The organism is Pontibacter beigongshangensis (genome assembly GCF_014332515.1).
Lineage (GTDB): Bacteria > Bacteroidota > Bacteroidia > Cytophagales > Hymenobacteraceae > Pontibacter > Pontibacter beigongshangensis.
The window spans coordinates 84742-109447 of the sequence record NZ_VFSD01000025.1 but is presented as its reverse complement, the minus strand read 5'-3'; the positions used below and the strand labels follow the sequence as shown (position 1 = coordinate 109447).

The window sequence follows — 24706 nt, the reverse complement described above, 5'->3', positions numbered from 1 at the left end:
CTAATTTTTAATTAAGCGAAGCTCTAATACAGCGCCTCCTGCGAGGCGATGATCTCCTGCTTTAGCTGCTCAAAGTTCTGGTGCGGTGGCTCGGTGCTGTAGGTCATGGCTTGACCTGGCGCTGAAGGATAGCCCAGAAACCGGATCAGCGGACCTGCTATCACCTCTGCCTTCTCTATCTGCGCCGGCGTAAGCTGGTCCATCCAGTAGCCGGAGGTGCCTTTTTTCAGGTGCTTCGGGTTTTCTTTTTTGAGCGTGTCGAATTGCATGGCCACTTCTAACTGTTCCCGTTCTGCCTGGTTTAACGCTAAGCCCAGGTACTGCAACAGCCGCTCCAGCTCCTGCTGAAAATCCATCAAAAATCCTTCATAAAAAGCGATGTGGATGTTGTGCGGCTGGCGCAGGCGCAGATGGTCATACACATGCCACACCCACTCCTGCAGCAGTTTGTCGAAGTTCTCTTCCAGAAATTGTTTCGGGTCTTTCTCTTCCTGCGGGTAATACTTGAGCATGTAAGCAGAGGTGTAATAACGAGCCGCTGAGATGGCCCGGTCGCGCGGGTCGCGCAGGATGTATACTTTCTTGTCGAAGTGGTTGAACAAGTCCCCGCTCCTTTTGCAGACCGGCGAGTGCGTCCAGACGTGGTTGGTTTGGGCCAGGTAGTTATCCAGGTCCTCCACCGGCATCCGGAAAATACTGCTGATGCGGTAGCTGTACTGTAGGTCCGTCACGTCCAGCACATCGATGCTGGCCTGGCTTGGGTAGTTCAGGTCCCAGGTTTTGGCCAGTTCGTAGATGGGTTGCTGCTTCATAAAGCTTGTGGTGTCGTGGCCGGTTTTTCGGAGGAGCTGCTGCAGGATCTGGTAGAGCCAGAAATTGCCGCACTTGGGGGCACCGCCCTGTAATATTTTCATAGTAAAGCCTTTTAAAAATTTTGCCTGCCTCCTATACGGCTTCCAGCGTGGTTTTGGCGTACAAGGAGACAATATTCCCTACTTCTGATATCCATCATCTATAAAAACAGAAACAGATGCGCTACATATACCCGCAACAATCGGAGGTGAGCCATGCACAGCGAAAGCGCAGCATGGCGCAGGAGCCGCAGCTGGTCTGGTTTACGGGTCTGTCCGGCTCTGGCAAAAGCACACTGGCGCTGCGGCTGGAGCACTACCTGTTCCACCAGGGCTACAAAGTGTATTTGCTGGATGGCGACAATGTCCGGAATGGCCTCAACAAAGACCTCGGCTTCTCGGACCAGGACCGGAAGGAGAACCTGCGGCGTGTGGGCGAAGTGGCGAAGCTGATGCTCGATGCCGGCCTGGTGGTGCTGTGCGCCTTTATATCGCCGTACGAGGAAGAGCGGAACCTGGTGAAGAAAATAGCAGGAGAAGGCAGGGTAACAGAAGTTTTTGTGGATTGCGCCCTGGAAGTGTGCGAGCAGCGCGACACCAAAGGCCTCTACGTCAAGGCCCGGAGCGGCCATATCCCCCACTTCACCAGCATCAGCGCCCCCTACCAGCCGCCTTCTGCACCTGATATGGTACTGCAAACAGAGGCGGAGCCGGTTGAAGCCTGTGTAGAGAAGCTTGTCAGGCATGTGGAGCCGCTGCTAAGGATCCAGGGGTTACCCCAGGCGGTTTGTAAAGGATGAAAGAACAAATTATTTAAATAAAACAGGCCCTCCGGAGCATTCTGCTGCTACTGCAATACCCCCGAAGTGATTGCCGCTGGCTGCAGCAGAGCATCACCTCATCACCAGGTTACCTCCCTTTTTGCGGGTTGCCATTCTACCCCTGGTGCCCCATAAACAATCAGGCTCTCATCCTCTCATTCAAAAATAAAGCTTACTTTTGCGGGCCAAATGAGCCACTGGTATGAGGTATGAGGTCTGAAGAGTATAAAGAACATTTCCATAAAAATTTCATGCTTGCCTATCCGGTGGTCCTAAGCCAGTTGGGGCACATCATGGTAAGCGTGTTCGATACCCTGATGGTGGGGCAGCTGGGTACGCTGCCGCTGGCTGCCGCCTCGCTGGGCAACAGCATTTTTGTTGTGATGATGATGTTTGGCATTGGTGTTTCGATGAGCATTACGCCACTGATTGCCACGGCCGACGGCCGACGGAACCCAACCCGGATCTCGTTGCTGCTGCTTACCGGGCTGGTGTCTAATGTGCTGCTCGGCGTCCTGCTGATGGTGGCGGGCTATTTGCTGGCGCCGGGGCTCTCGCTGCTAAACCAGCCGGAGGCAGTGGTGGAACTGGCTACTCCTTACCTCCGGATACTGTTTTTCTCGATGGTGCCGCTGATGCTGTTTCAGGCCTTCAGGCAGTTTACGGAAGGGCTCTCGCAAACAAAGCAAGCCATGTACATCTCTGTTTTCGCCAACAGCATCAATATTGCCCTGAACTATGTCCTGATTTATGGCAGACTGGGCTTTCCGGCGCTGGGGCTGGTGGGAGCGGGCTGGGCAACGTTGATCTCCCGCATTCTGATGGCCCTGCTCATGGGTGGCTACGTGCTATACGGCAGGCGCTTCGCCATTTACCGGCATTACCTGCGGCTCCGGCACCTCTCCCTCATCCACATGTACCGCATGCTGCAGCTGGGCCTGCCCATTTCGGTGCAGATGCTCTTTGAGGTAGGGGCTTTCAGCTTCTCGGCCATCATGATCGGCTGGATAGGCGCACAGGAGCTGGCGGCGCATCAGATTGCCATAAATGTGGCCTCTGTGTCTTATATGATGGCCGGAGGCATTGCAGCAGCAGCCACCATTCGGGTGGGCAACCAGAAAGGGCTCGGCAACTTAAGAGCCATGCAGGCAGCGGGCTTCAGCAGCTTTTTGATGGCCGTTTTGTTTATGATCGGGAGCGCCTTGCTGATGATAATCTTCAACCGCCTCATCCCGATGCTTTATATCGATGATGTAGAGGTGATCGGTATCGCCTCGCAGCTGCTGATCATTGCGGCGCTCTTCCAGATTTCTGACGGTGTGCAGGTGGTGGGGCTGGGCGCGCTGCGGGGCCTGGAAGATGTCCGGATCCCGAGCCTGGTGTCCTTAATAGCGTATTGGATCATCGGGCTTCCGCTGGGCTATGTGCTCTGTTTTAAGCTGGGCGTGGGCGCCATCGGCATCTGGGCCGGGCTGCTGATCGGGCTTACCGTGGCGGCTCTTTTACTCTTCTGGCGCTTCAGAAAACTAAGCCTGAAACTTATCAAAAAATAAATCAAAAAAAATGCAACCTTTCTAAAAAGACCCTTGTTGCCCTTGTAACAACGATAATTTAACTTTTAGCCAATGTTTATTATCACACTCCTCTTATCTTTTGTTACAGGATTCTTTGCCCCTGTTAGGGTGCCGGTTGCGCCCGCTCCATCTGCTGCGATTGAAGAAGACAACAGCATCAGGAACGAAAAACTTTCCTGGTCATCCAGCAGAAGGTTAAGCTGGGAAGACTTTAAAGCTGACCCCGACGAGGAAAATCCGCATCATGCGCTCACGGCCGCCAACCTGGCCCTGGACGCCAAATGCCGGAACAACCAACTCGAGTTTCAGGTGTCTTGTGTGTTCCTGCCTACGCAGTCCTGGTCAAAGAACAAAAAGTCGGCAAAGCTGCTCTACCACGAGCAGCTGCACTTCGACCTGACGGAGGTGCATGCCCGCCTGCTGCGCAAGAAACTGCTGGACCTGGGATCATCCTGCACAAACGTACAGGAAAAGCTTGGCCCGACCGTAACCGAGGCCTTTGCCGCCTGGAAGGCCGAGCAGGACGAGTTCGACAAAATGGCAAGACATGGCCTGGATGCCGCTGTACAGGCTGAATGGGCTGCCAACATTGAGCAGCGCCTGCAAGAACTGGAGGCATATCAGTAAGCTTTACCCCTGCCTCTGCTGCCCCCCAACCGGACACAGCATTCCCTTACATCAGCGCCTGCCTGATTTCCACGTAGAGCGGAGACCGGATAGGCGCTGTTTCATTCTTACTTTAGCCAAGGCCCCTCAGAGGCGAATGCTTCGCTAAATTAGATATTCAAAGTTAGACATGGTGGCCGATAGGTTCTCTGGCAGCTTTACAAGCCCTAAGCCCTTCTAAAAATCAAATTGGAGGAGCATAAGGCTGACTTTACCATCAGAGGTTCAATATTAGAAATGAGCACTTTACTGCCAATTAAACAACAATTGGGGCTTTTCTGGTCTGATTTAGCATGTCGGAGTTGCTGATTTGTGCTGACGACGCTGCTTACCAAATATCCAGTTCAAAAACTGGCCGTTCCTGCTGCCATCCGAAATTAAATCTTTATTTTCAGGCACTTAAAAGAATTTTGCATGCATAAAAATGCGAAGGCTGCCCAGGGCTACGTACTCACGACACTGTTTCTTGATGTTCTTTGCTTTGGACTGGTGCTGCCGGTGCTGCCCGGGCTCATCAGCGAACTTACCGGGGGCACCTTAAGCAAGGCCTCAGTGTATGGCGGCTGGCTGATGTTCACTTTTTCGGTTGCGCAGTTTCTGATGGCCCCTGCCCTGGGCAAGCTGAGCGACCGCTTTGGCAGGCGGCGCCTGCTGCTGCTTTCCCTTTTCGGGATTGGCATAGACTACCTGCTCCTGGGCTTTGCCACTGGTATTGGCTGGCTCTTTGCGGGCCGCCTGCTGGCTGGCGCCAGCAACACCACCTTCTATACTGCCACTGCCTATACAGCCGATGTAACTATTCCTGAAGAACGGGCAAAACGGTTCGGGCTTCTGGGCGCGGCCTTTGGGCTGGGCATCACCATCGGGCCGGTGCTGGGCGGAGAACTGAGCGAGTTCGGCATCCGGTTCCCGTTTTATGCTGCCTTTGCCCTCACCCTGCTGAACTGGCTCTATACTTATTTTGTGGTGCCGGAGTCGTTGCCAGGCCTCAACCAAAGCGCGTTTACCTGGAAACGTGCCAACCCCATCGGGGCGCTGCTGCACCTGCGACAGTACCCGGTCGTGACAGGCCTGTTCTGCTCCCTGTTCTGCACCTACATTGCCGTGCACGTTTTCCACAATGTCTGGGCTTACTTTACGGCGCTCAAATTTGAGTGGCCCGAGGCCAGCATCGGGTATTCCTTTGGGCTGCTGGGCCTGCTCATCGCGCTGGTGCAGGGGGTGCTGACGGGCCTTGTGGCTCCCCGCCTCGGTGCCAAACGGACGGCTTGTGTGGGGATCAGCTTGTACAGCCTTGGTTACCTTTTGCTTGGGCTTGCCTCTGAAAGCTGGATGCTGTTCGCTTTCCTGCTGCCCTACGCCATGGGTGGCATTTCCGAACCAGCCATACAAAGCATACTTTCCGGTGAGGTTCCGGAAACGGAACAGGGCGAGCTGCAGGGCGGCGTTGCCAGCCTGGCAAGTGCCACAGCCGTTGTAGGCGCTCCCCTGATGAGTTACTTTTTTTCCTTCTTCACCAGCGATAACGCCCCGCTCTATTTTCCGGAGGCACCGTTTTTTCTGGCTGCTGCGCTTACTGGCACCAGTCTGCTGATCGTGCTGCGTGTGTTGTCGGGATTTACCCCGAAGGCCCAAAAAGCTCCTGCAAAGGCCTCGGCAGGGGTATAGAAAGGTTTCGTGGATCAATTATTCTAATCAAAAAGCCCCTCCGAAGCTTATCTACAACAACTTCAACACATTTTCCGGGGGCCTTCCTATCACAGCTTTATCGCCCTTCACTACGATAGGTCTTTCGATCAGGCCTGGGTTGGCAGCCAGAATCTCGAGCCATTCGGCATCGGTATGAGGCTTGCCGGCAAATTTTTCTTTGTAAAGCTTCTCCCCTTTCCGCACCAGATCTTCCGGCTTCATGTTTAGTTTCCGGAGCACGTCCTGCAGGTCAGCAGCGGAAGGTGCTTCTTTCAGGTACTCAATTATCTGCACCTCCTGCCCTGCCTGCTCAATCAGGTCAAGGGTCTGGCGACTTTTGCTACAGCGGGTATTGTGGTAGATCTTCAGCATAACTCATTAAATAAAATGGCAGATGCTAGATATTGGATTTTTACTGATAATACAAGTTAGAGGCTCTCTGAATTGAACAAAGGGGCAACAGGAGCAGCAACAAAGCCTCCGGAGCAAATCTTGTAGGGAAAAGCAGGTCGCTGGTGCGAGCCTGCCGCCCGTACCAACTGTTCCTTCAGGCTACAGCTTAAAAGAATGGATCTAAAACAAGCTGCGTTGGCCCCTTCTGGAAAGGGTTGATAGGAAAGCACGGACTGCAAGCGCGCACCAGCGCAAAATTCAGGTAACAGAAGCCTTATCTTCCCCTACAAGATGAGCTCCCGAGGGACTTTTTCATTAGCATAATCTGATTGTTAATTGCTGTTATATCAACTCGTATTTAGTTACTTTCAGATTTCCTTCATGCTCTCCCTCTTCTGTCATCCAGAAGGGACCTTGTGGCCGAAAGCCTAAGGCAGTGGCTGCCGGCATGTTTTTTTGAACCGGTGCAACTGGCAACCTCATCTGCCCCATTTTTCTCTATAATTAGCGAAAGTCCTATGAAACCTCCTTTGTAACAGATGGGATTAGTTGCTACTATTAACCCGAATGCCTCGCCAAATTAGAAATAAGAATGATGGAAGTTATGCTTTCTGGTAACTGTGCGGCAGCGGCTCTAAGAAGCATGCCGGCAAGGGACCTCAACAAATCGCCTCATTCCCGGTGTGTGAATAGTTTTCGCCACCAGCTGCTCCATACACAGCTATTAACTGCTCGTGCTCCATAAATTAAGCGGGCTGCAAAAGCAAAGCATTAAAATAAACCTGCTATAAAAACTCATGCTAAGTTTTAATGCTGCGCAATAATTGCTAGCTTGTTTCTGCAGCACCGCCTGCACCACATTCTAAAACCGCCACACATGACGACCGCTACATCCATCAGAAGCCTGGAGCCAAAGGCACTCTGGAACAATTTCGCTGACCTGAATGCCGTTCCCAGGCCATCTAAAAAAGAAGAAAGAGTAATCCGCTTTATCAAAGAGTTCGGACAGGGCCTGAACCTGGAAACAACAGAAGACGAAGCAGGCAACATCATCATCCGCAAACCGGCCAGCACCGGCATGGAGAACCGGCAAACGGTGGTGCTGCAAAGCCACCTGGACATGGTGCACCAGAAAAATGCCGGCACCGATTTCGATTTCCTGACGCAGGGCATCGAGATGCTGGTAGACGGCGATTGGGTAAAAGCAAGAGGTACCACGCTGGGAGCAGACAATGGCATTGGCGTAGCCACCATGATGGCCCTGCTCCAGGCCACAGACATTGCCCACCCACCCCTGGAGGCCCTGTTTACCATAGATGAAGAAACCGGCATGACCGGAGCCCTGGCCCTGAAGGGCGGCCTGCTGAAGGCCAGCATCATGCTGAACCTCGATACCGAAGACGACCGGGACCTGACCATAGGTTGTGCCGGTGGCGTAGACGTGACAGCAACAGGAACCTATAGCCAGGAAGGCACCGCACAGCACAGCAAAGGCTACAGGCTGGAAGTAAAAGGCCTTACTGGCGGCCACTCCGGCATGGACATACACCTGGGCCGCGGAAACGCCAACAAACTGATGAACCGCCTCCTGTACCTGGCGGCCTCCCAGTTCGGGCTCCGGATAAGTTCCATAGACGGAGGCAGCCTGCGCAACGCCATCCCCAGAGAGTCTTTTGCTGAAGTAACAGTGCCTGCCGCCAACAGCGCTGCTTTCGAGGATTTTATAAAAGCGCACACGGCTGTACTCAAAGCCGAGTATGCTACCACAGACCCCAGACTGGAGGTGCAGCAGCAAGCTCTAGCTGCACCTGCGCAGGTAGTTGCCGCCGATTTTCAGGAGCGCTTTCTGCAGGCCCTCTACGCCTGCCCCAACGGCATCTACCGCATGAGTCCCGACATCGAAAAACTGGTGCAGACATCGAACAACCTGGCGCGTGTGCTCCTGAAAAACGGAGAATATACCGTGCAATGCCTTACCCGCAGCTCCGTCGACTCTGAAAAAGAGGACTTGGCCCGCGCCATCGAAGCGGCCTTTGCACTCGCCGGTGCTGCCGTAACCATGGCTGGCTCCTACCCCGGCTGGACTCCCAGGCCCGGCGCTACCATTGTGAAGCTGATGAGCGAGTTGTACCACAGCATGTTCCAGGAGGCACCGCATGTAAATGCCTGCCATGCCGGGCTGGAGTGCGGCATTATAGGGGCTCACTACCCCGACATGGAGATGATCTCGTTTGGCCCGAACATCCGCGGAGCCCACTCCCCCGATGAGCAGGTGCAAATAAGCTCGGTGCAGAAGTACTGGAATTTGCTGCTCGAAACTTTAAAAAGTATCCCGGAACCAGAAAAAGCAGTATAACAGCTTCAACAAGCAAACCAGCGGTCATGGCCAGGACCTTGTGTGTGGCCAGGCCCGCTGCTTACTAAAATTTATGGAACAAAGAGAAGTAACTGATCAGGGGAACACTGCCTGGACCTGTGTGCAGGCTTATGCGGCCCTGGGTGACAAAGCAGCCAGCCTGACCGAAAGCGGGAATGGTACTGTTACCTTGGTTTGCACCCCAGGGGGCGGTGCGCAAACAGTCCGGATTGAGGTCGGAAAAGACTGGATGGAAAAACTAACGGATGAGCAGTTGCTGGCCGCCATAAGCCAGACGCAGCAGGAACAGGCGTAAGCGGCCAACAACTGCTGCCCGGCAAAGGAAAACCCATACAGTTACACAGCGGTTTCTGAGCTTTTCTTTCCGGAATAAGGCAGGAGGCTCCTGTTGATCAGCTGATGATATTGTTCTGAAGTGCGTATTTAATCAGGGTGGCGGTGTTCTTAGTCTGCGTTTTTTCCAGCAGGTTCTGCCGGTGGGTCTCGATGGTGCGCTTGCTTGTAAACAGTTTCTCGGCGATTTCGGCATTGGTATAGCCTTCGCCAATGAGGCTCAATACCTCCAGCTCTCGTTTCGAGATATCCTTATATTTTTTATCTTTTCTGGCTGTGCTCACAGGAGTGCTATAGGTGGTGTGGTGCCCTACTTTTTTCAGCAGTTCCATGGCCACATAGGAGCAGATATACATATTGCCGCTGGCCACCAGCCGGATAGCCGCGCTAAGTTCCTCTTTACCCGAACTCTTCAGGATATAGCCGGAAGCTCCCAGTTCTATCACCCGGTTCACATAACTCACATGGTCGAGCATAGACAGTACCAGCACCTTCACATCTGGATAATGCTGCTTCAGGTATTTGGTGGTTTCAAACCCATCGCGCCCGGGCATGTTGAGATCCAACAGAACAACATGGGGCATTACTTCTTCCAGCAGTTTTAGAAGCTCATCTCCATTGGAGGCCTCACCTACCACATGGATGGCAGCATCGTTATGGAGCAAAGCTTTGATTCCATCGCGTACTATTTTATGATCATCTGTAAGAATGACTTTTATCATAGAATCTGGGGAAGAAAGAAAAAAGTTAAAATCAAATTTAGCTATAAACCCTGTAGTTGATCGACCGCAAGATTAATTTACAAATAAAATACTATATTATCGAAATTATATTAAACTAACACGCATTGAGCGGAAATGTCAGCTCCTTTCAGCTGATGGCCTCGTTATACCCAGTCGCCAACAAATTGCATAATTATTAAATTTCTGCCTCATCTATTGCTCTCAGGCAGCATATCAGGTATAATCTACAAAAAACAGGTGTTTGCTCCGGCAAGATAGGTACTTCCCGCAGCCAGGCACGGCTTGTTCATAAAGAATTGGATCCATACATGCACCTGAAAGCCGATGCGGCGGGGCGGCCATGTGCAGCAGCAGGGGCGGTAAAATCCTCTGGAGGGCCTTTTTCATTAGAATAATTTGTAAATCGGAGCTTGCCTGCTTCTCTTACAGACCTCACCACACTTACGCAACTGCACATAGCCGGTCATCAGCCTCCAGCAAATTAATCCGCCCTTACCTTTGGAAGTTTATACAGACAGGCCCTGACCGACTGGCTATGTAGTAAATTTCTAAATTTTATTATAAAAATACCTGCTTCCAGGTATTTCATACTTCCATGCGCAACTCTATATTTGCTAAACATATACTTCGTTAACTAAGAGGCATTTATCTCTTCGTTCTTCCAGATAAAGCCTGGTTTTTCTGCAGAATCAGCCTTTCATGTCAGAAGTAGTTACATGGTTCTGCACATATTAATTCATCAGGAATTAGATTTTAAGCTAGCATATAAGCTTATGAAAATAACTTTTACCACAGAAGGCAGCATCTATCACATTCAACTAGTGGGAATTCTGGAGAACAAAACATTCGCTGTTTTAAAATCAATGCTGCTGCAGGTTATTGTAGCCAAAAAAGCTAAAAAAGAGGTGTGGATAGATTGCAGCATGCTGCAGAGCATCACCACCGAAGCAATTGATTTTCTGACACTTTATCAGCATATCCTGAAAGAGCGGAACATAAATTTCCTGCTCATTCAGCTGAACCAGCAGATCCAGGGCCTGTTTAACGCAACGCAGCTCGATGCCACGTTGCCTGTTGTTCCTACAAAGGAGCTGGCCTATTACTTGTATAAGTCCAGCCAACTCCTTACTTCTTCTACTTCCGCAAATTAGTCTACCTGCCTACCCGTAATCTCTGAGGCACCTGCAGGAGCAGCTAAAGGCACGGGAGGGCACTTTTTATTTGAATAATTCAAAAGGCCTCGCTTTTTTTCTTACCCAACAGGCCCGGTGGGTAAACCTGCAGGCAGCAGGTGCGCCCTGCAGTTTGATAACCAGATGTTGAGCAGTAGCAGAAAAGCCTCCGGGAGGGCCTAGTGATCAGAAAAACTGAAGAAACAGGCCCACAAGGTGAATACTGCTTTTGTCGGTGACGCAACTTCCCGGAAATAGAACTTGTACTGCCATCTGCTACAGGACATACGGCACAGGATCTTTTCAAAATTAGAACAATTCATATATTGAATACCAATAAACTCTGTCACTGGCCATAATCCAATTTATTTTAAGAAAGGTTTAGTGCTTATGAGGCCGCCAGAAAGCAAAGCTGGCATCATTTCTAATGTTGAGTTTCTAATTTTTAATTTGTCGAAGCACCAGCTACATCCTGCTTCAGCTGCTCTTAGATAATAAAAAAAGCAGGGACTCGCCTTCTAGCGAGCCCCTGCTTTTTTTATCCTGCCTAAGTCAACCATCTGCCCCGGGCAAACAAAAGCTTCTGCACTTTCTGGCCCTGATATGCCCCTGCTTTGGATATATTCCGGCACGGTAGCGGTCTATCGGGCAGCAGGGGAGCTACCACCTGTCCTGCTCACCATGGGAGGAAGGATAGTTATGGGAGCCATGGCGGTTCTCCCAGCCTGTGCCGGTTCTGTTATGGGGCCTATTGTCGAGGTCCGGTGATCCGTAGTCTCCCTCCGTTAAGCTCAGGCTTTGCCCTGCCCAGTCAGTCAACCCCGACCTGTCTTCGTCGCTGTAGTCTGAACCATAGAGGCCGCCGCTCCGCATTGCGCTGCCTGTGTAGCCGCCACTTGTCCAGCCCCGGTCCTGGTAACTTTGCCGGGCGCCCCCCATAGAGCCGGTTTCGCCGTAGTAGCCGCCGCTAAAGGAGCCGGCCCCACTGCCAAAGGCACCTCCGCCCATGGAGCCGGAGCCGCCGCTGCGATGCTGGTCCTGTGGTGCATAACCTGCAGAGGAGCCCTGACCGCCCCATGAGCCAGCGCCATAGCCGGAGGAGGACCCCATACCAGACGCTCCTGCAGGCCTGTAATCCATGCTATTGAACTCCATGCTATCGCCACTGCTGTATCCGCCACTCATAGAACCGTACGCAGAAGAGCCGCCAAAGCCCCCCCTGCTGCTATAGTTAGACCCACCAAATCCGGCTCCGCTGTACCCGCTCATTGAGCCGCTGCCGTAGCCGGACCTGCCTTCACTTCCTCTGCCTGCAGAGGAGCCATAGTCACTGTCCATAAAGTGACGGCCATAGCCGCTGTCTCTCCTGTTGTTGCTATTACCAGGCTGGTAATTGCCGGCATTACTGCTCTTGCCGCCATACCCACCCCAGGCAGTCTGGCCGGTTATGCCGTATCCTGCGCCGGAAGCTTCTCTGTTATAGAGCCCGGTATAGCCTGAGCTATAGTCGGTAGAAGGACTATGGCTGCGTTGGGAAGAGCCATAACCTGCCGAGCCAGAAGATGCCTCGTAACCGCCTCTGTCATAGTCTCGGGCATCAGACCTGCCATAACTCCTGTTTCCGGACTGGTCATGCTGGTTCTCATCATCATCTCCGGCAATTCTTTCCCAGGCATTGCTGATCTTGTCGCCGATGCGGCCAAAGAAGCCCTTCTCCTCCTCATGCCTCTCCCGCTCACCCCTGCCACTGCCATACTGGCTGTTGTGGGAGCCATAGTCGCCCTCGTTGTAGTTGCGCTGATAATCTCTTGCCATAGTTATAAATTTTTCTGGTTAACAATAAGCACAAAGCCTGTCTTTTTAAACGAAGGAAGAATTTTCTGGTTCAGTGTAAAGAAGGTAAACTTCAGGCTGTACCAGAAATAGAACGCACAAATGTTTATTAGGTTAATAATTTACATATCAACCTGTTACAAATATTCAAAAATCAGTTTTTGCGCCTCTTGTTCTGCGTATAAACAGGCGTATCTGGTATAAATACTTAATTCTCTGGGAGCGGCTTCTTTTTAAACCTGCAACCCTACAAAGTACCACAAAACTCGTAGAAAACAGCTATGAGCATGGAAGGGCCGTATACCACGTGCCTATCCTTCGGCGCCTGTCCCAAACGAGCGGCGTGCAGCATAGTGTTATAACCCGGTCCATATGAAAATTGTAGAAATAAGGATTATGCGCGGACCAAATTACTGGTCTGTCAAGCACCCTAAAATTATTGTCCTCAAGCTCGACATGGAAGATCAGCAGGAGGTACTCACCAGCGACCTGCCTCAGTTTGCCGAAAAGCTGGAGAAGCTGTTCCCGGGCATGTACAGGCACCGGTCATCCAAGGGCACCGAAGGAGGCTTTTTCCGGCTGGTACGGGAAGGCACCATCTTAAGCAAAGTGGTGCAGCACATCGCCCTGGAACTGCAGACGATGGCAGGCATGGATTGCGGCTACGGCAGGCGGTACCCGGCTCCGCAGGCAGGCGTTGATTTTGTGGTGTTCTCTTACCAGCAGGAGCGCGCCGGTGAGTATGCGGCCCAGGCGGCAGTCAGAATAACGGAGGCCATGGCCAGGGGGCAAAAAGTGAACATAGTGCAGGATATAGCCAGGCTCCACCAAATCCGGGAAGATGAGTACTTTGGCCCGAGCACAGAATCTATCGTGATGGAGGCAGTAGCCCGCAATATCCCTTATATCAATAATCAGAAACGGCAGCTGATTCAGCTCGGATATGGCATGCATCAGAAACACATACAGGCAGCCATTACCAGCAACACCTCCTATTTTGCCGTAGAGAGCGCCGGCGACAAAAACGAAACAAAGCTGATACTGGAAGAAGCCGGGATACCTACTCCGCGCGGCAGAATTGTGTCTGACGCCAGCGAGCTGGAGGAGGCCATAGCAGAGCTGGGCTATCCTATTGTCCTCAAACCACTCAACGGAAACCAGGGCAAAGGGGCCAGCATTAACCTGCAGAGCTGGAAAGAGGCGCTGAGGGGCCTGGCGGAAGCCCAACGATTTTCTGCCGCCGTGCTGGCAGAGCAGTTTATTGAGGGCGCAGATTACAGGCTGCTGGTTATAAACGGCAAGTTTGTAGCAGCGGCCAAACGTACGCCAGCCATGGTCATAGGCGACGGTGTTTCCACAATCCAGCAATTGGTGAAGGAGGTAAACAAGGATCCCCGCCGCGGCATAGGACACGAAAAAGCGCTGACGCACATTAAAATAGACAAACTGACCCGCTCCATTTTGCGGGAACAGGAGCTGACGCTGCAATCGGTTTTGCCCGCCGGTCAGGCGCTGTACCTAAAAAACACCGCCAACCTGAGCACAGGCGGCACCGCCACCGACGTAACAGACCTGGTGCACCCCTACAACGTGCTGATGGTAGAGCGCATAGCCGGCATTATAGGCCTCGACATCTGTGGGGTCGACGTAATGGCCTCCGACATAGCGATTCCCTTGCCTGAAACCCGTGGGGCGGTAATAGAGGTGAATGCCGCACCCGGCCTGCGCATGCATATCTCCCCCACCGAAGGGCTGCCGCGCAACGTGGCAGAACCGATCATCAACATGCTGTTCCCCTACGGAAGCCCAAGCCGGATTCCGATTGTGGCGGTAACCGGCACCAACGGCAAAACCACTACTACCCGCCTTGTTGCGCATATGCTCAAGTTTAAAGGCCACCAGGTCGGCTTTACCACCACCGACGGCATTTACATACAGGAAAAAAAGATTATCTCCGGCGACACCACCGGCTCCTACAGCAGCGAGTTTGTGCTAAAGGACCCTACCGTGAATTATGCTGTGCTGGAGTGCGCCCGGGGCGGCATCGTGCGGTCGGGGCTGGCCTTCCGGCAGTGCGATATCGGTATCGTCACTAACGTGGCAGCCGACCACCTCGGCCTCAAAGACATCAACACCATCGAAGACATGGCCCAGGTAAAAGCTGTGATCCCAAAAACGGTGTGCCCGGATGGCTACGCGATTCTGAACGCCGACGATGACCTGGTGTACCAGATGGCAGACGGGCTCTCCTGCAAAGTGGCGTTTTTTAGTCTGGAGGAGCAGAACCCCCGGGTGCTGAAACATATCGCCAAAGGCGGCCTGGCGGCTGTGTACGAAAACGGCTTTGTCTCCATTTTCAAGAACACCTACAAAATACGAGTGGACAGGGTAGCCGACATACCGCTTACTTTTGGCGGGCGGGCAAAATTCAACATACAGAACGTGCTGGCGGCCACGCTGGCAGCCTATATGCTGCATTTCGAGGTAGCAGAAATCAAAACCGCGCTCCGGACGTTCCTGCCATCTGCAGAGACCACCCCCGGCCGCATGAACCTGTTTAAACTGCCTAAGTTTGAGGTACTGATCGATTACGCGCACAACATCGCCAGCATGAAAGCCATCGGCGATTTTCTGCAGCATGTGCCCGCTACCTCAAAAATAGGAATAGTGGCCGGTGTGGGCGATAGGTTAAGCGCAGACATCATAGAAGTAGGCAAACTGGCAGCCGCCATGTTCGACCAGATCATTATCAGGCAGGACCTCGACAGCCGCGACAGGAAGGGTGAAGAAATAAACCAGCTGCTGAAAGAAGGTATTCGATCTGCCCCGAAAAATGTGAAAGTACTGGAGATAAAAGAGGAAACCCGTGCGCTTGCCCATGCCCTGGAGTATGCGCCGGAAGGAGCATTTATCACGCTGTTCTCCGAAAATGTTCCGGAGGCGGTCAAGATGATAGAAAGTTTCAGGATTATCCAGCATCGAAAAGCGGTGTCGGAAGAAAACTGATTTCCGAGGCGTGTAACCCCGGAGCACCTGTAGCAACTCACTGCAGGTGCCTTCTGATAGCCAGCGAATCTGGCCACACTGAAGAGCAGGAGCAGTTGCGACTCCGGAAGGGCTTTTCCATTAGAATAATTTATATCAGCTACCAACAAAGAACGCAGCAGCAATAGACAGGCGCATGAAGAACCTTCCGCCCTACAAACTAAAATAAGCTATGAACAACTTCGTGATTGTGATCCACGCAGGGGCAGAAAAAGTGAAGCCGGGCGAACTGCCGGCCGAAAAGGAAAAAGCCTACCGCAAAGCTCTGAGCCAGGCCCTGCAGGCAGGCTGGGAGATATTGCGTGCTGGTGGCTCCGCCGTGGATGCCGTGGCAGCAGCCGTACAATGCATGGAGAACGAGCCGCTCTTTAACGCCGGCAAAGGCGGGAGCCTGACCCAGAGAGGAGAAACCGAATTCGATGCGGCCATTATGGACGGGAGAACCCTGAAAGCAGGCGCTGTGGGAGGCATCCGGTTTGTGCAGAACCCCATTTCGCTGGCTAAGGTAGTGATGGAAAAGTGCAAGCATATTTTTATTTCAGGCACCGGGGCCGAAGAGTATGCCCTGCGCTACGACCTGCCTTTCAAAACCCCAGACTATTTTATAACCGACGAAAAAAGGAAAGCCTGGCTTGAGAAACTACAGGAAAGCGAAACGACAGAAGGGCACGACACGGTAGGAGCTGTAGCATTAGACCAGGAAGGCAATCTGGCAGTGGCAACCTCTACCGGCGGACTGACCAACCAGCAGAAAGGCCGCATAGGCGACAGCCCCGTTATTGGCGGCGGCACTTTTGCCGACAACGAAGTCTGTGCCGTGAGCTGCACCGGCGAAGGAGAGGTGATCATGCGTGGAGTACTGGCCCATGAGGTGTACGCGCTGGTAAAATATGCCGGCAACTCTTTGCAACAGGCAGCCGAGAAAACCATACGGCTGCACAACAACAAGCTGCAGGGCGACAAAGGTCTGATCGCCTTATCTCCTGCGGGAGAAGTGGCCATCGCCTTTAATACCGGCTTTATGAAACGCGCCTACCGCATCGGCAGTCAGGAGCCGGTAGTGGCGCTATGGGAGGAGGAGTAGCGTTTTACCAGGTCTGGAGGGCCGTTTTCATTCAAATAATTTTGATAAAAGTCTTACCTCGCACTGCCAGATTATTCCAATGAAAAGGCCCCTCCAGAGGCACTGCCGCCCCTGCTGCTCTTATTGGCACCTCGCCCGGTGTTTTTATTTTAGCGGCAGCCAGTACGCTTCTTTTCACACAAACCTAGCCTGGCAACAGCCGTAAGCACAGGTACGCAGCAAACAAAAAGCTGCACTACCCCATGCAAGAAGAACGGCACATTACCGGCCAAACCATAGAAGAACTTTGCCAGAAACTGGCAGAAGACATACAACAGCAACAAGACCTGCTCCAGTACCAGGCCATCCTGCACCTGCACGAAACCACCGTCATTTTTCAGTTAGATATAGACTTGGGCGGGGGCTTTGAAAGTGGCATATCCACCACCCTGTTCAGCGGTGCTTTCCAGAGCACCACCGGCTACCGGTTCAGCCTGCAGCAGCAGGGGCTGCTCGAAGAAGTGGGCAAGCTGCTGGGCATGCAGGATATAAAAATAGGAGAGCACGAGTTCGATGCACACACCCTCATCCAGACGAACGACGAGGAAAAAGTGCGCCGCATGCTGAGCGATGCCGCCGTGCGCAAACCCTTGCTGCAGCTGAGCGACTACAGACTGGAACTGAATCTGCCGGACGAGGAAGGCCTGCCCGCCAGGCTGGACCTCTGGATTCAGGAAGCCGTGACGGACCCGGTGCAGCTCTGCCAGTTGTACCACACCTTTGTAGTCTTTTTAACCTTTGCCGCAGCAGATGCTGCTCAGTAAGTCTCCAGCATAAAAAAACAGATTGATGGAGCACAGGATACATATAGGCACTTCAGGATGGCATTATAAACACTGGATGGGGAATTTTTACCCGGAAGGAATGAAACCGAAAGACTTCACGAGCCATTATATCCGAAATTTTCACACCGTAGAGATCAACAACTCCTTTTATAAGCTGCCTTTGGCCGAAACCTTTGCCAGGTGGCGCGCCACAGTTCCCCCCGATTTTGTCTTCGCCGTGAAAGGCAGCCGCTTTATCACGCACATGAAAAAGCTGAAGGACCCGCAGGAGAGCATAGCCCGCTTTTTCCAGAACGTGAATGCGCTGGAAGAGAAGCTGGGCCCGATTCTGTTTCAGCTACCGCCTTTCTGGACCGTGAACGAGGAACGGCTGGCCAGTTTCCTGGCGGCCCTGCCTCCCCATTACCGGTACACCTTCGAGTTCAGGCACCACAGCTGGTATACCCCGGGAGTACTGGAGCTGCTCCGGCAATATAATGCCGCCTTTTGCATTTATGAGCTGGAGTGGCACCTCTCGCCCATGGAGGTTACCAGCAACTTTGTGTACGTACGGCTACACGGCCCGGAAGGGAAATACGCCGGCAGCTACTCCGACGACACCCTGCGCTGGTGGACGGGCAACATCAGACAATGGTATAAGCAGGGGCTGGAAGTGTTCATTTACTTCGATAACGACCAGTATGGCTTTGCAGCTTACAATGCACGAAGGCTTCAGGAGCTCGTTTGGGAACAAAATGAAGACTTTTGGTAATTATTTCATCCGTTTTAATGTTCAAACATATAGAGAGCTCTAACGGCTTGAAACTTTGCTCCGCTTTGTTGGTTCTTACCAGAAGAAGCAGGATAAGTCATAACCTAAAGTTATGACTTATAAAAGATAGTAATTAGATAATATAGTTTTAAACGAGTTACTTTGTAAACAAGTTGAGAAGGAGAATCTTTCTCAACTAACATAAGACCCTGAGGAAAAAGATGATACAGACAGATATTTGCATAGTAGGTGCAGGCCCTGTAGGCTTGTTTGCTGTGTTCGAAGCAGGTCTCCTGAAAATGCGCTGCCATGTGGTTGATGCCCTGCCAGCAGTAGGCGGACAGCTTTCAGAGATTTACCCCAAAAAACCAATTTACGACATACCCGGTTTCCCCGAAGTACTGGCCGGAGACCTGGTTAAGAACCTTGAGAAACAGATTGCCCCCTTCCACCCTACCTTTACCCTCGGTGAGCGCGTAGAGGAGCTGCAGAAGCAGGAAGACGGCTCCTTTGTGGTTACCACTTCCGATAGCACCAAAATAGCCTGCAAGGTGGTGGTGATAGCCGGAGGCCTGGGTTCTTTTGAGCCACGCAAGCCCGCCATCGACAACCTGGAGACCTTTGAAGGCAAAGGCGTGACCTACATGGTGCGCGACCCTGAACTGTTCAGAAGCAAGAAGCTGGTGATAGCCGGTGGCGGCGACTCGGCCCTCGACTGGACCATTTACCTGGCTGGCCTGGCCGAGGAACTAACGCTGGTACACCGTGGCACTACTTTCCGGGGAGCACCGGAATCGGCGGAGAAGGTGATGTCGCTGGCAGAGGAAGGCAAGATCAAGCTCCTGCTCAAGTCCAATGTGGTAAATGTGCAGGGCAATGGCAAACTCAACGCGGTTTCTATTTCAGTAGATAACGACACCCAGTACAACCTCGAAACCGACTACCTGATTCCGTTGTTCGGCCTGGTGCCCAAACTGGGGCCGCTGGAGCACTGGGGGCTGGAACTCGACAAAAACGCTATAGTGGTGAACACCGTCGACTACTCCACCAACATACCAGGCATTTATGCCATCGGCGACATCAACACTTATCCGGGCAAACTGAAGCTGATTTTGTGCGGGTTCCATGAGGCGGCCCTGATGGCCCAGAGCGCGTACAACATCATTAACCCGGGCAAAAAATATGTATTAAAGTACACCACCGTAAACGGCATTCAGGAACTGTAATGGAAGACGCCATAACCATATATGTAGAAAAGGAAAACGGCGAGCGCTTGCCCGTGGAGGCTCCCACCGACATGGGCCTCTCTGTGATGGAAATATTAAAAGCCAGCGAGTATGACATACCGGCCATTTGTGGCGGCATGGCCATCTGTGCCACCTGCCACGTGGAGGTGCTGGAAAGCGGAGAGTTGCCGGAGCCCAGCGACGACGAAGCCTTTATGCTGGAGTCGTTGCCACACGCCACTGCAGCCAGCCGCCTATCGTGCCAGCTGCGCATAGCCCCTGCCCTGGATGGGCTGGTGGTACGCCTGAAACCTGAGGCTTGATCTGATGGTGAATTGCTAATGGCTTTATGGATGCTTAGTTAAATTGTTCTGTTAAGCTTATGTCCAGACAATTCCTGCAACTAGCAATTTGGAAGCAATCAGGCCTTTCACACCCGACGGAATGAAAGGCCTGATTGCCTTAAGAAATAAATTTATCCGGCCAACTAAAAAAAGCAGCGGCAGATGTGATACATCTGCCGCTGCTTTTTTTAGTTGGTCAGGGCCTGTTCAGGGCACGGGAACCTTCCCTTTCCGGTTGCTGGATATAAAAAGGCAAAAAGAACCGAGCCTACAGCACAGGGTCATCCGCGCCGGTGTCTGTTCTTCGGTTTCTTCTTCTGGCTTCTTCATCCAGGTGGCTGTCATCATCCATGGCGGTGTCTCGTGTGGTTTCACCGGGTTTGATCTGATCTACCTGCACATTGGTTTTATGTGCCGTTTCTCTAATGGTCTCGTCATGTTCCTCCACCTCTTTCCGGATCGTTACTTCTTCCACCACATTTGCCTCTTTAGACACCACCGGTACTTCGGCCTGCTCCCGTATCTCCATCTCACCTTCTTTAAAGCCAGCAATGTCGGCTTCTGAAGCCGGGCGGTTTACGGGGTTTCGCTCCACCACCACATGCTCTTCGCGCAGGTTGATATCTTCTTCTACCGGGCGCTCTGTAACTTTAGGGCGGATCCGGGCCCCACCTGTTTCCACAGTACGTTTGCCTATTTCCACGTTCTCTTCAATCACAGGTATCGACCTGGTGCCCGTTTCTGTGTCTGACGCATCGGTTGCTGGTGGCGGACCTGATGTGCGCCTGCGGTACAGGTTGTCTTCGTTGTAAACATCGTGATTGTAGTCGGCTTCTGTGGCAGTGGCAGGAGGGGTATTGGCTACTGCGGCTCCCGCCACCCCGGCTGCCCCCATACCGCCAAAAACACGTCGCACATCCGATTCCAGGGTGCTGTCTATCCTGCCGCTGGTATACACAGGCAACGCAGTAAGTTGATCTGCTGTAACCTGAGGGAGGTATACCAGATCGTCAGACTCGTGCAGCTCTGCAATGCCAATAGGCACCAGCACATTGCGTGGCTCCAGGTCCAGCACATTGCCTTCCAGGTCCAATACCAGGTAGCGAACCTTCCGTGCGGAAGGATCAAAGATGAGTTCGTCTACTTCTCCTATGGTTTCATCCTGTGCGTTTTTAACTTTCCAGCCCCGGATATCAGGCTGTCCGTCTACGATTTCAAAATCACTGCCGCCAAGCTCTATCAGCCGGCTGCTATTTCTTAGTTCATCGTTATTGTTCATAGCTTTTTCCTTAGTGTGGGATAACCTCCACGGGTTTTTTTATGTGAGTTAACTACAGTAAGCCAGCCGCCTAGTTCGAGTTGCTTCGCCTGGCTACAATTTCTACCCGGCGGTTTTGCTGCCGGCCTGCTGCTGTCTCGTTAGAGGCGACAGGGTCTGACTCTCCAACCGGATGCACCGAGATTCTGCTTGCTGCTACATCACCGTTTTCTGTAAGCCAGTTTTTTACAGCTTCAGCACGCTGTTCTGCCAGTTCTTTGTTGTAACCGGCGCTTCCTTGTTTGTCTGTATGACCATAAATACGTATGTCACCGCCGCTGAACCGCTGTGTTACAGAAGTCGCAACTTGTTCAAGCTTCGTTTCAGCCCCACTGCGTAGCTGGCTCTGGTCGGTGTCGAACAGGATGGTTTCGTCGAGGCTGTAAATGGCGTAATCTTCATTGCCACGGACGTCTATATCGCTGTCGGTTATTTCGGGATAGGTGGCGCCGGGAGCATTGAAATTAACCGCGTCCCAATCGCTGGTAGTGCCCATTCTGGAAGAAGTGGTATCAGTGGTGGTTACCGGGTCAGCGGTATCCATTTCATCAGTATCATTGCACCCTCTCATCAGCAAAAACAGAATTGCAATTGCGAGCACTGCCAAAAGAATCCAAAGCCATCCCGGCTTGTTCTTTTTAGGTTGAACATCTAAGTCAGCCATCGTATAGTTTTATTTTGGTTAGAGAAAATTTAATAATATTTTGAAATAATACTATGTACGCCCGCGTGTTCTTCTTGTTCAGTTATTTTAATTATATCAATATCGTAACCGTAAAAAGGAAAGTTTTGAGTGCGGTCAGCAAGTAGTGCTGCATAAAGTATCAATTGTGGGTTGTTGATGAGCAGCAGCAGCAACAAAAGCAGAAAGCTCCGGAGGGTTATTTTCATTAGAATAATTGCATCACAACCCGACAATAAATTGTTTAGGCAGCACTAAGTGCATCCAAGTAAATTTAGGAGAACAGATGCGTAATTATTCTAATGGAAATGGCCCTCCAGTGTCTTTTTACCCTTGTCCCCTGGTCCTTCATCCGCCAGAGATCAGTTGATTGTACTTAGTTGTTTGTTAAAAGTGAAGAGCTCTGACTGCTGTTGCACGGTTTGCCTTGACCAGGTAGAATTACGCACACGACTTTGATGCAGGTACTTGAAACCGTTAATAAGTACCTCTTCCGCATTTCAGCCCAGATTTTTAAAAAGAGAACGGAATTTGCAGCTTGATTTGGCGGTTTTAAAGCGTGCTTCTTTGCTGTTTTTGGACATTTCGTTTTCCAGCAATATCTATAAACATTCATTTATAGTTCTTCCTAAAAATGCTGCCGGACAATTCGTTTTGCCGAATATAAAAGTTATAAGTTTGAGATTTTCACTCACTCATTTTCAAACTTTCTTATCTCCAAATCAGGCATAAACAATCGGCAACTAACCATCAGCAAACAGCAATTATTTGTATGAAAACAGCCCTCCCGAAGCTTGCTACCACTGCGTGGCATCAGTAAATCAGCATCATCTCGTTAACGTGCTTTAACGGTTTTACTTTTCCAGGCCAGCAGCCAGAGCAGAATCAACAGCAGTTCTGCCACACCATCTAACATGTAGATATCCCAGATCACATCGTGCAGCGCGTAATAAAAATCGATAAAGGCCATGCTGGCTGCACCGGCTATACCCAGCCATTTTATTTCGGTGGTAGCGCGCTTGTTTATACCGGCTGCGAGCAACACAGCTCCTATTACTGTCAGCAGCAGGCCAACAGTATGCACCAGCCACAGATCTGCCTTTGGGCCTGATACCCAGCTAAAGCTGGGCATATGCACCAGGGGCCAGATACCCGTGATGACCCAGTAAACACCCTGCAGTTTTGCAATAAATTCAGGTCGGAACATTCTCATAGCGCATCGTTATTGCGTATGTACGCAATTCTGTCCTATTGGCTTTGGAGCGGCGGCAGAACCTCCGGACAGGCCTTTTCATTAGAATAATTAAAAGAGGCTTAATCCGGACAGGATGCTTTGCCGTAACTTTTATAAGATAAAAAGCTTTGGAAGTATGAAGATAAAAGACAGAAAAACGATATACGAAGGCTTTTACACCTTCCGGAAAGTAATTTTGGAGGAAAATGGCGAAACATTTGAGCGGGAGCAGTTTGAAAGTGGAAATGCAGCAGCTGCCATTGTGTATAACACCGACAGGGATGTCTATATTCTTGTAAAGCAGTTCCGCTACAGTGCCGATATGGAACTGATAGAAACGGTGGCCGGTGTGGTGGAGGACGATGATCCGGAGAAAACAATCCGGAAAGAAATTGAAGAAGAAACCGGTTATGCCGTAAGCCATCTGCGCCATGTCTGGGATTTTTTCTCATCGCCTGGGGCCTGCACCGAAAAAGTGTTTCTGTATTACGCAGAAGTAAGCAAAAAGAAATCAGAAGGCGGCGGTCTGGATGAGGAGCACGAACAGGTAAAGACTGTTGAGTTTGCCATGGAGGACCTGCTGAAACAAAAATGGGCCGATGCCAAAACCATTATCGCTGTGCAGTGGCTGGCGGCACAGGAGCAGGTTTTTCTGAAGCGACCCGAGACCCGGCTTTAGCCCGGCCACAGGGCCATGCTTACAGGTGCTGCTTTTTTGATTTGCCGGTTGCTGGATACGACCAACTGCGACATGTCTTGCCGGCCCTGATGGGTTGTTTTGCCCGAAGCTCCGAAGGAGCCTAAAAAGTCTCTTGTTCGGGGCTCCGCCGATCAGTAGAATCAGATATGCAGTTGGTCGTAAAATGGCAGCGTATACCGCTGCCCTCTGGATAGCAGGTGAACTTTCATATCGCAGACGGTAAAAGGTTCGCCAGTTTTTATTTCGTAGATATTGGTGTAACTGATGTCCAGCCCATCTACTATTGTTACCAGGCCGCTGCCCAGCACTTCTACTTCTTTTCCTTCAGTTACCAGAATGGCAGTATCTTCTTCCAGCCCTACCCCTATACAGCCCGGATTAGTAGAAATAGCCTGAGCCATGCGCACGATCCGGCCACGGGCAATGAAGTGCGTATCGATGGCAACATTTTTCAGGAACTCCAGCCCGGTCGTTATCCGGACATCCCCCTTGATATAGCCGCCCTGCGTCTCGCCTTCGTAGATCATGGGCGTGGACATGGCCGTGGCTCCTGCACTGGTGCCTGCTACAATTATCTCCTCATGGGTGTACCTTTCTTTCATGAGTTCGAGCACGGGTGTGCCGCCCAGGATGGAGGTAAGCCGCAACTGGTCGCCGCCCGTAAACATAATGCCAGCTGCACGCTCCAGGATTTTGCAGTAATCCTCATTTCTGGCATCCTGCCTATTGCGCACATCTATTACCTCCAGGTTTTTCAGGCCAAGCTCCTGAAAAACTTCTATGTATTCTTTGGCCAGTTCCTCCGGCATAGTAGAGCCCGTAGGCACAATGGCAATCAGGGGGTTTTCGCCTCGCAGCTCTTTTACAAACCTTTTCAGAATTTCCTCATGAATAAAGCCTATGTTTTTTTCCTGCTCCTCCTTTAATTCCCTCTTTCCTTTATCTTCCGAACCACCCACTGCCAGCAGCCAGCCTTTGGGGATAGGCGCTTCTCTATGAGCATCGTGCTTTTTCACTACTTTTCGCTTCGCCATATACACTTATAC

Annotated in this window: 23 protein-coding genes; 14 read left to right on the top strand and 9 right to left on the bottom strand. The window is 51.6% G+C overall.

What is annotated here, in order from left to right:
• Positions 1-23: 23 nt before the first annotated feature.
• Entirely contained in the window at positions 24-914 is an 891-nt protein-coding gene (locus FJM74_RS18610) for a sulfotransferase domain-containing protein (protein WP_187264144.1), read from the bottom strand.
• 116 nt (positions 915-1030) lie between these two features.
• Here FJM74_RS18610 and cysC point away from each other — a divergent pair, with 116 nt between their 5' ends.
• The 4 genes from cysC (at position 1031) to FJM74_RS18590 (ending at position 5580) form a co-directional block, all read left to right on the top strand.
• Entirely contained in the window at positions 1031-1651 is a 621-nt protein-coding gene (cysC, locus tag FJM74_RS18605; RefSeq protein ID WP_187264143.1) for an adenylyl-sulfate kinase, read from the top strand.
• A gap of 230 nt (positions 1652-1881) precedes the next feature.
• Positions 1882-3225, top strand: a complete 1344-nt coding sequence (locus FJM74_RS18600) for an MATE family efflux transporter (protein ID WP_187264142.1) — start codon at positions 1882-1884, stop codon at positions 3223-3225.
• 72 nt (positions 3226-3297) lie between these two features.
• Positions 3298-3873: a DUF922 domain-containing protein gene (locus tag FJM74_RS18595; RefSeq protein WP_187264141.1), complete on the top strand. Its 576-nt coding sequence runs from the start codon at positions 3298-3300 to the stop codon at positions 3871-3873.
• A 453-nt stretch (positions 3874-4326) separates the two neighbouring features.
• Complete coding sequence (locus FJM74_RS18590; RefSeq protein WP_187264140.1) at positions 4327-5580, top strand: MFS transporter; 1254 nt, start codon at positions 4327-4329, stop codon at positions 5578-5580.
• Between the two features lie 51 nt (positions 5581-5631).
• Here the strand turns inward: FJM74_RS18590 and arsC are convergent, their stop codons facing one another.
• Entirely contained in the window at positions 5632-5973 is a 342-nt protein-coding gene (gene arsC / locus FJM74_RS18585) for an arsenate reductase (glutaredoxin) (RefSeq protein ID WP_187264139.1), read from the bottom strand.
• Between the two features lie 898 nt (positions 5974-6871).
• Between arsC and FJM74_RS18580 the strand changes: the two genes are divergently transcribed.
• Positions 6872-8350 carry an aminoacyl-histidine dipeptidase gene (locus FJM74_RS18580; RefSeq protein WP_187264138.1) on the top strand — a complete coding sequence of 493 codons (1479 nt, stop codon included), beginning with the start codon at positions 6872-6874 and terminating at the stop codon, positions 8348-8350.
• A gap of 73 nt (positions 8351-8423) precedes the next feature.
• The gene (locus tag FJM74_RS18575; RefSeq protein WP_187264137.1) at positions 8424-8666 is read left to right on the top strand and encodes a hypothetical protein; all 243 of its coding nucleotides are present in this window, start codon (positions 8424-8426) and stop codon (positions 8664-8666) included.
• Between the two features lie 97 nt (positions 8667-8763).
• Here the strand turns inward: FJM74_RS18575 and FJM74_RS18570 are convergent, their stop codons facing one another.
• Complete coding sequence (locus tag FJM74_RS18570) at positions 8764-9426, bottom strand: response regulator transcription factor (protein WP_187264136.1); 663 nt, start codon at positions 9424-9426, stop codon at positions 8764-8766.
• Positions 9427-10220: 794 nt separating this feature from the next.
• Here FJM74_RS18570 and FJM74_RS18565 point away from each other — a divergent pair.
• Positions 10221-10598: an STAS domain-containing protein gene (locus FJM74_RS18565; protein WP_187264135.1), complete on the top strand. Its 378-nt coding sequence runs from the start codon at positions 10221-10223 to the stop codon at positions 10596-10598.
• A 681-nt stretch (positions 10599-11279) separates the two neighbouring features.
• On the opposite strand, the gene FJM74_RS18560 is transcribed toward FJM74_RS18565, so the two are convergent.
• The gene (locus FJM74_RS18560; RefSeq protein ID WP_187264134.1) at positions 11280-12434 is read right to left on the bottom strand and encodes a hypothetical protein; all 1155 of its coding nucleotides are present in this window, start codon (positions 12432-12434) and stop codon (positions 11280-11282) included.
• A 390-nt stretch (positions 12435-12824) separates the two neighbouring features.
• Between FJM74_RS18560 and cphA the strand changes: the two genes are divergently transcribed.
• The 6 genes from cphA (at position 12825) to FJM74_RS18530 (ending at position 19705) form a co-directional block, all read left to right on the top strand.
• Complete coding sequence (gene cphA / locus FJM74_RS18555; RefSeq protein ID WP_187264133.1) at positions 12825-15458, top strand: cyanophycin synthetase; 2634 nt, start codon at positions 12825-12827, stop codon at positions 15456-15458.
• Positions 15459-15669: 211 nt separating this feature from the next.
• On the top strand, positions 15670-16581 hold the full coding sequence (locus FJM74_RS18550; RefSeq protein ID WP_187264132.1) for an isoaspartyl peptidase/L-asparaginase family protein: 912 nt from the start codon (positions 15670-15672) through the stop codon (positions 16579-16581).
• A 242-nt stretch (positions 16582-16823) separates the two neighbouring features.
• The gene (locus FJM74_RS18545; protein ID WP_187264131.1) at positions 16824-17384 is read left to right on the top strand and encodes a hypothetical protein; all 561 of its coding nucleotides are present in this window, start codon (positions 16824-16826) and stop codon (positions 17382-17384) included.
• Between the two features lie 100 nt (positions 17385-17484).
• Positions 17485-18156, top strand: a complete 672-nt coding sequence (locus tag FJM74_RS18540; protein WP_241739244.1) for a DUF72 domain-containing protein — start codon at positions 17485-17487, stop codon at positions 18154-18156.
• A gap of 221 nt (positions 18157-18377) precedes the next feature.
• Positions 18378-19382, top strand: coding sequence for an NAD(P)/FAD-dependent oxidoreductase (locus tag FJM74_RS18535; RefSeq protein ID WP_187264129.1), 1005 nt, complete (start codon positions 18378-18380; stop codon positions 19380-19382).
• The gene (locus tag FJM74_RS18530; protein ID WP_187264128.1) at positions 19382-19705 is read left to right on the top strand and encodes a 2Fe-2S iron-sulfur cluster-binding protein; all 324 of its coding nucleotides are present in this window, start codon (positions 19382-19384) and stop codon (positions 19703-19705) included. Before FJM74_RS18535 ends, FJM74_RS18530 begins: the two co-directional genes overlap by 1 nt.
• Positions 19706-19994: 289 nt before the next feature.
• On the opposite strand, the gene FJM74_RS18525 is transcribed toward FJM74_RS18530, so the two are convergent.
• The 4 genes from FJM74_RS18525 to FJM74_RS18510 form a co-directional block, all read right to left on the bottom strand.
• Positions 19995-21005 (bottom strand): DUF2382 domain-containing protein, encoded by a 1011-nt coding sequence (locus FJM74_RS18525; RefSeq protein WP_187264127.1) that lies wholly within the window; start codon positions 21003-21005, stop codon positions 19995-19997.
• Positions 21006-21075: 70 nt separating this feature from the next.
• A complete protein-coding gene (locus FJM74_RS18520) occupies positions 21076-21588 on the bottom strand; it encodes an OmpA family protein (protein ID WP_241739243.1) in 513 nt (170 codons plus the stop codon).
• Positions 21589-21737: 149 nt separating this feature from the next.
• The gene (locus tag FJM74_RS18515) at positions 21738-21935 is read right to left on the bottom strand and encodes a hypothetical protein (protein WP_187264125.1); all 198 of its coding nucleotides are present in this window, start codon (positions 21933-21935) and stop codon (positions 21738-21740) included.
• Positions 21936-22561: 626 nt separating this feature from the next.
• Entirely contained in the window at positions 22562-22939 is a 378-nt protein-coding gene (locus FJM74_RS18510; RefSeq protein WP_241739242.1) for a hypothetical protein, read from the bottom strand.
• A gap of 157 nt (positions 22940-23096) precedes the next feature.
• Here FJM74_RS18510 and FJM74_RS18505 point away from each other — a divergent pair, with 157 nt between their 5' ends.
• Positions 23097-23639, top strand: coding sequence for an NUDIX domain-containing protein (locus tag FJM74_RS18505; protein WP_187264124.1), 543 nt, complete (start codon positions 23097-23099; stop codon positions 23637-23639).
• Between the two features lie 161 nt (positions 23640-23800).
• On the opposite strand, the gene FJM74_RS18500 is transcribed toward FJM74_RS18505, so the two are convergent.
• A complete protein-coding gene (locus FJM74_RS18500; protein ID WP_187264123.1) occupies positions 23801-24694 on the bottom strand; it encodes a cyanophycinase in 894 nt (297 codons plus the stop codon).
• Positions 24695-24706: the final 12 nt, after the last annotated feature.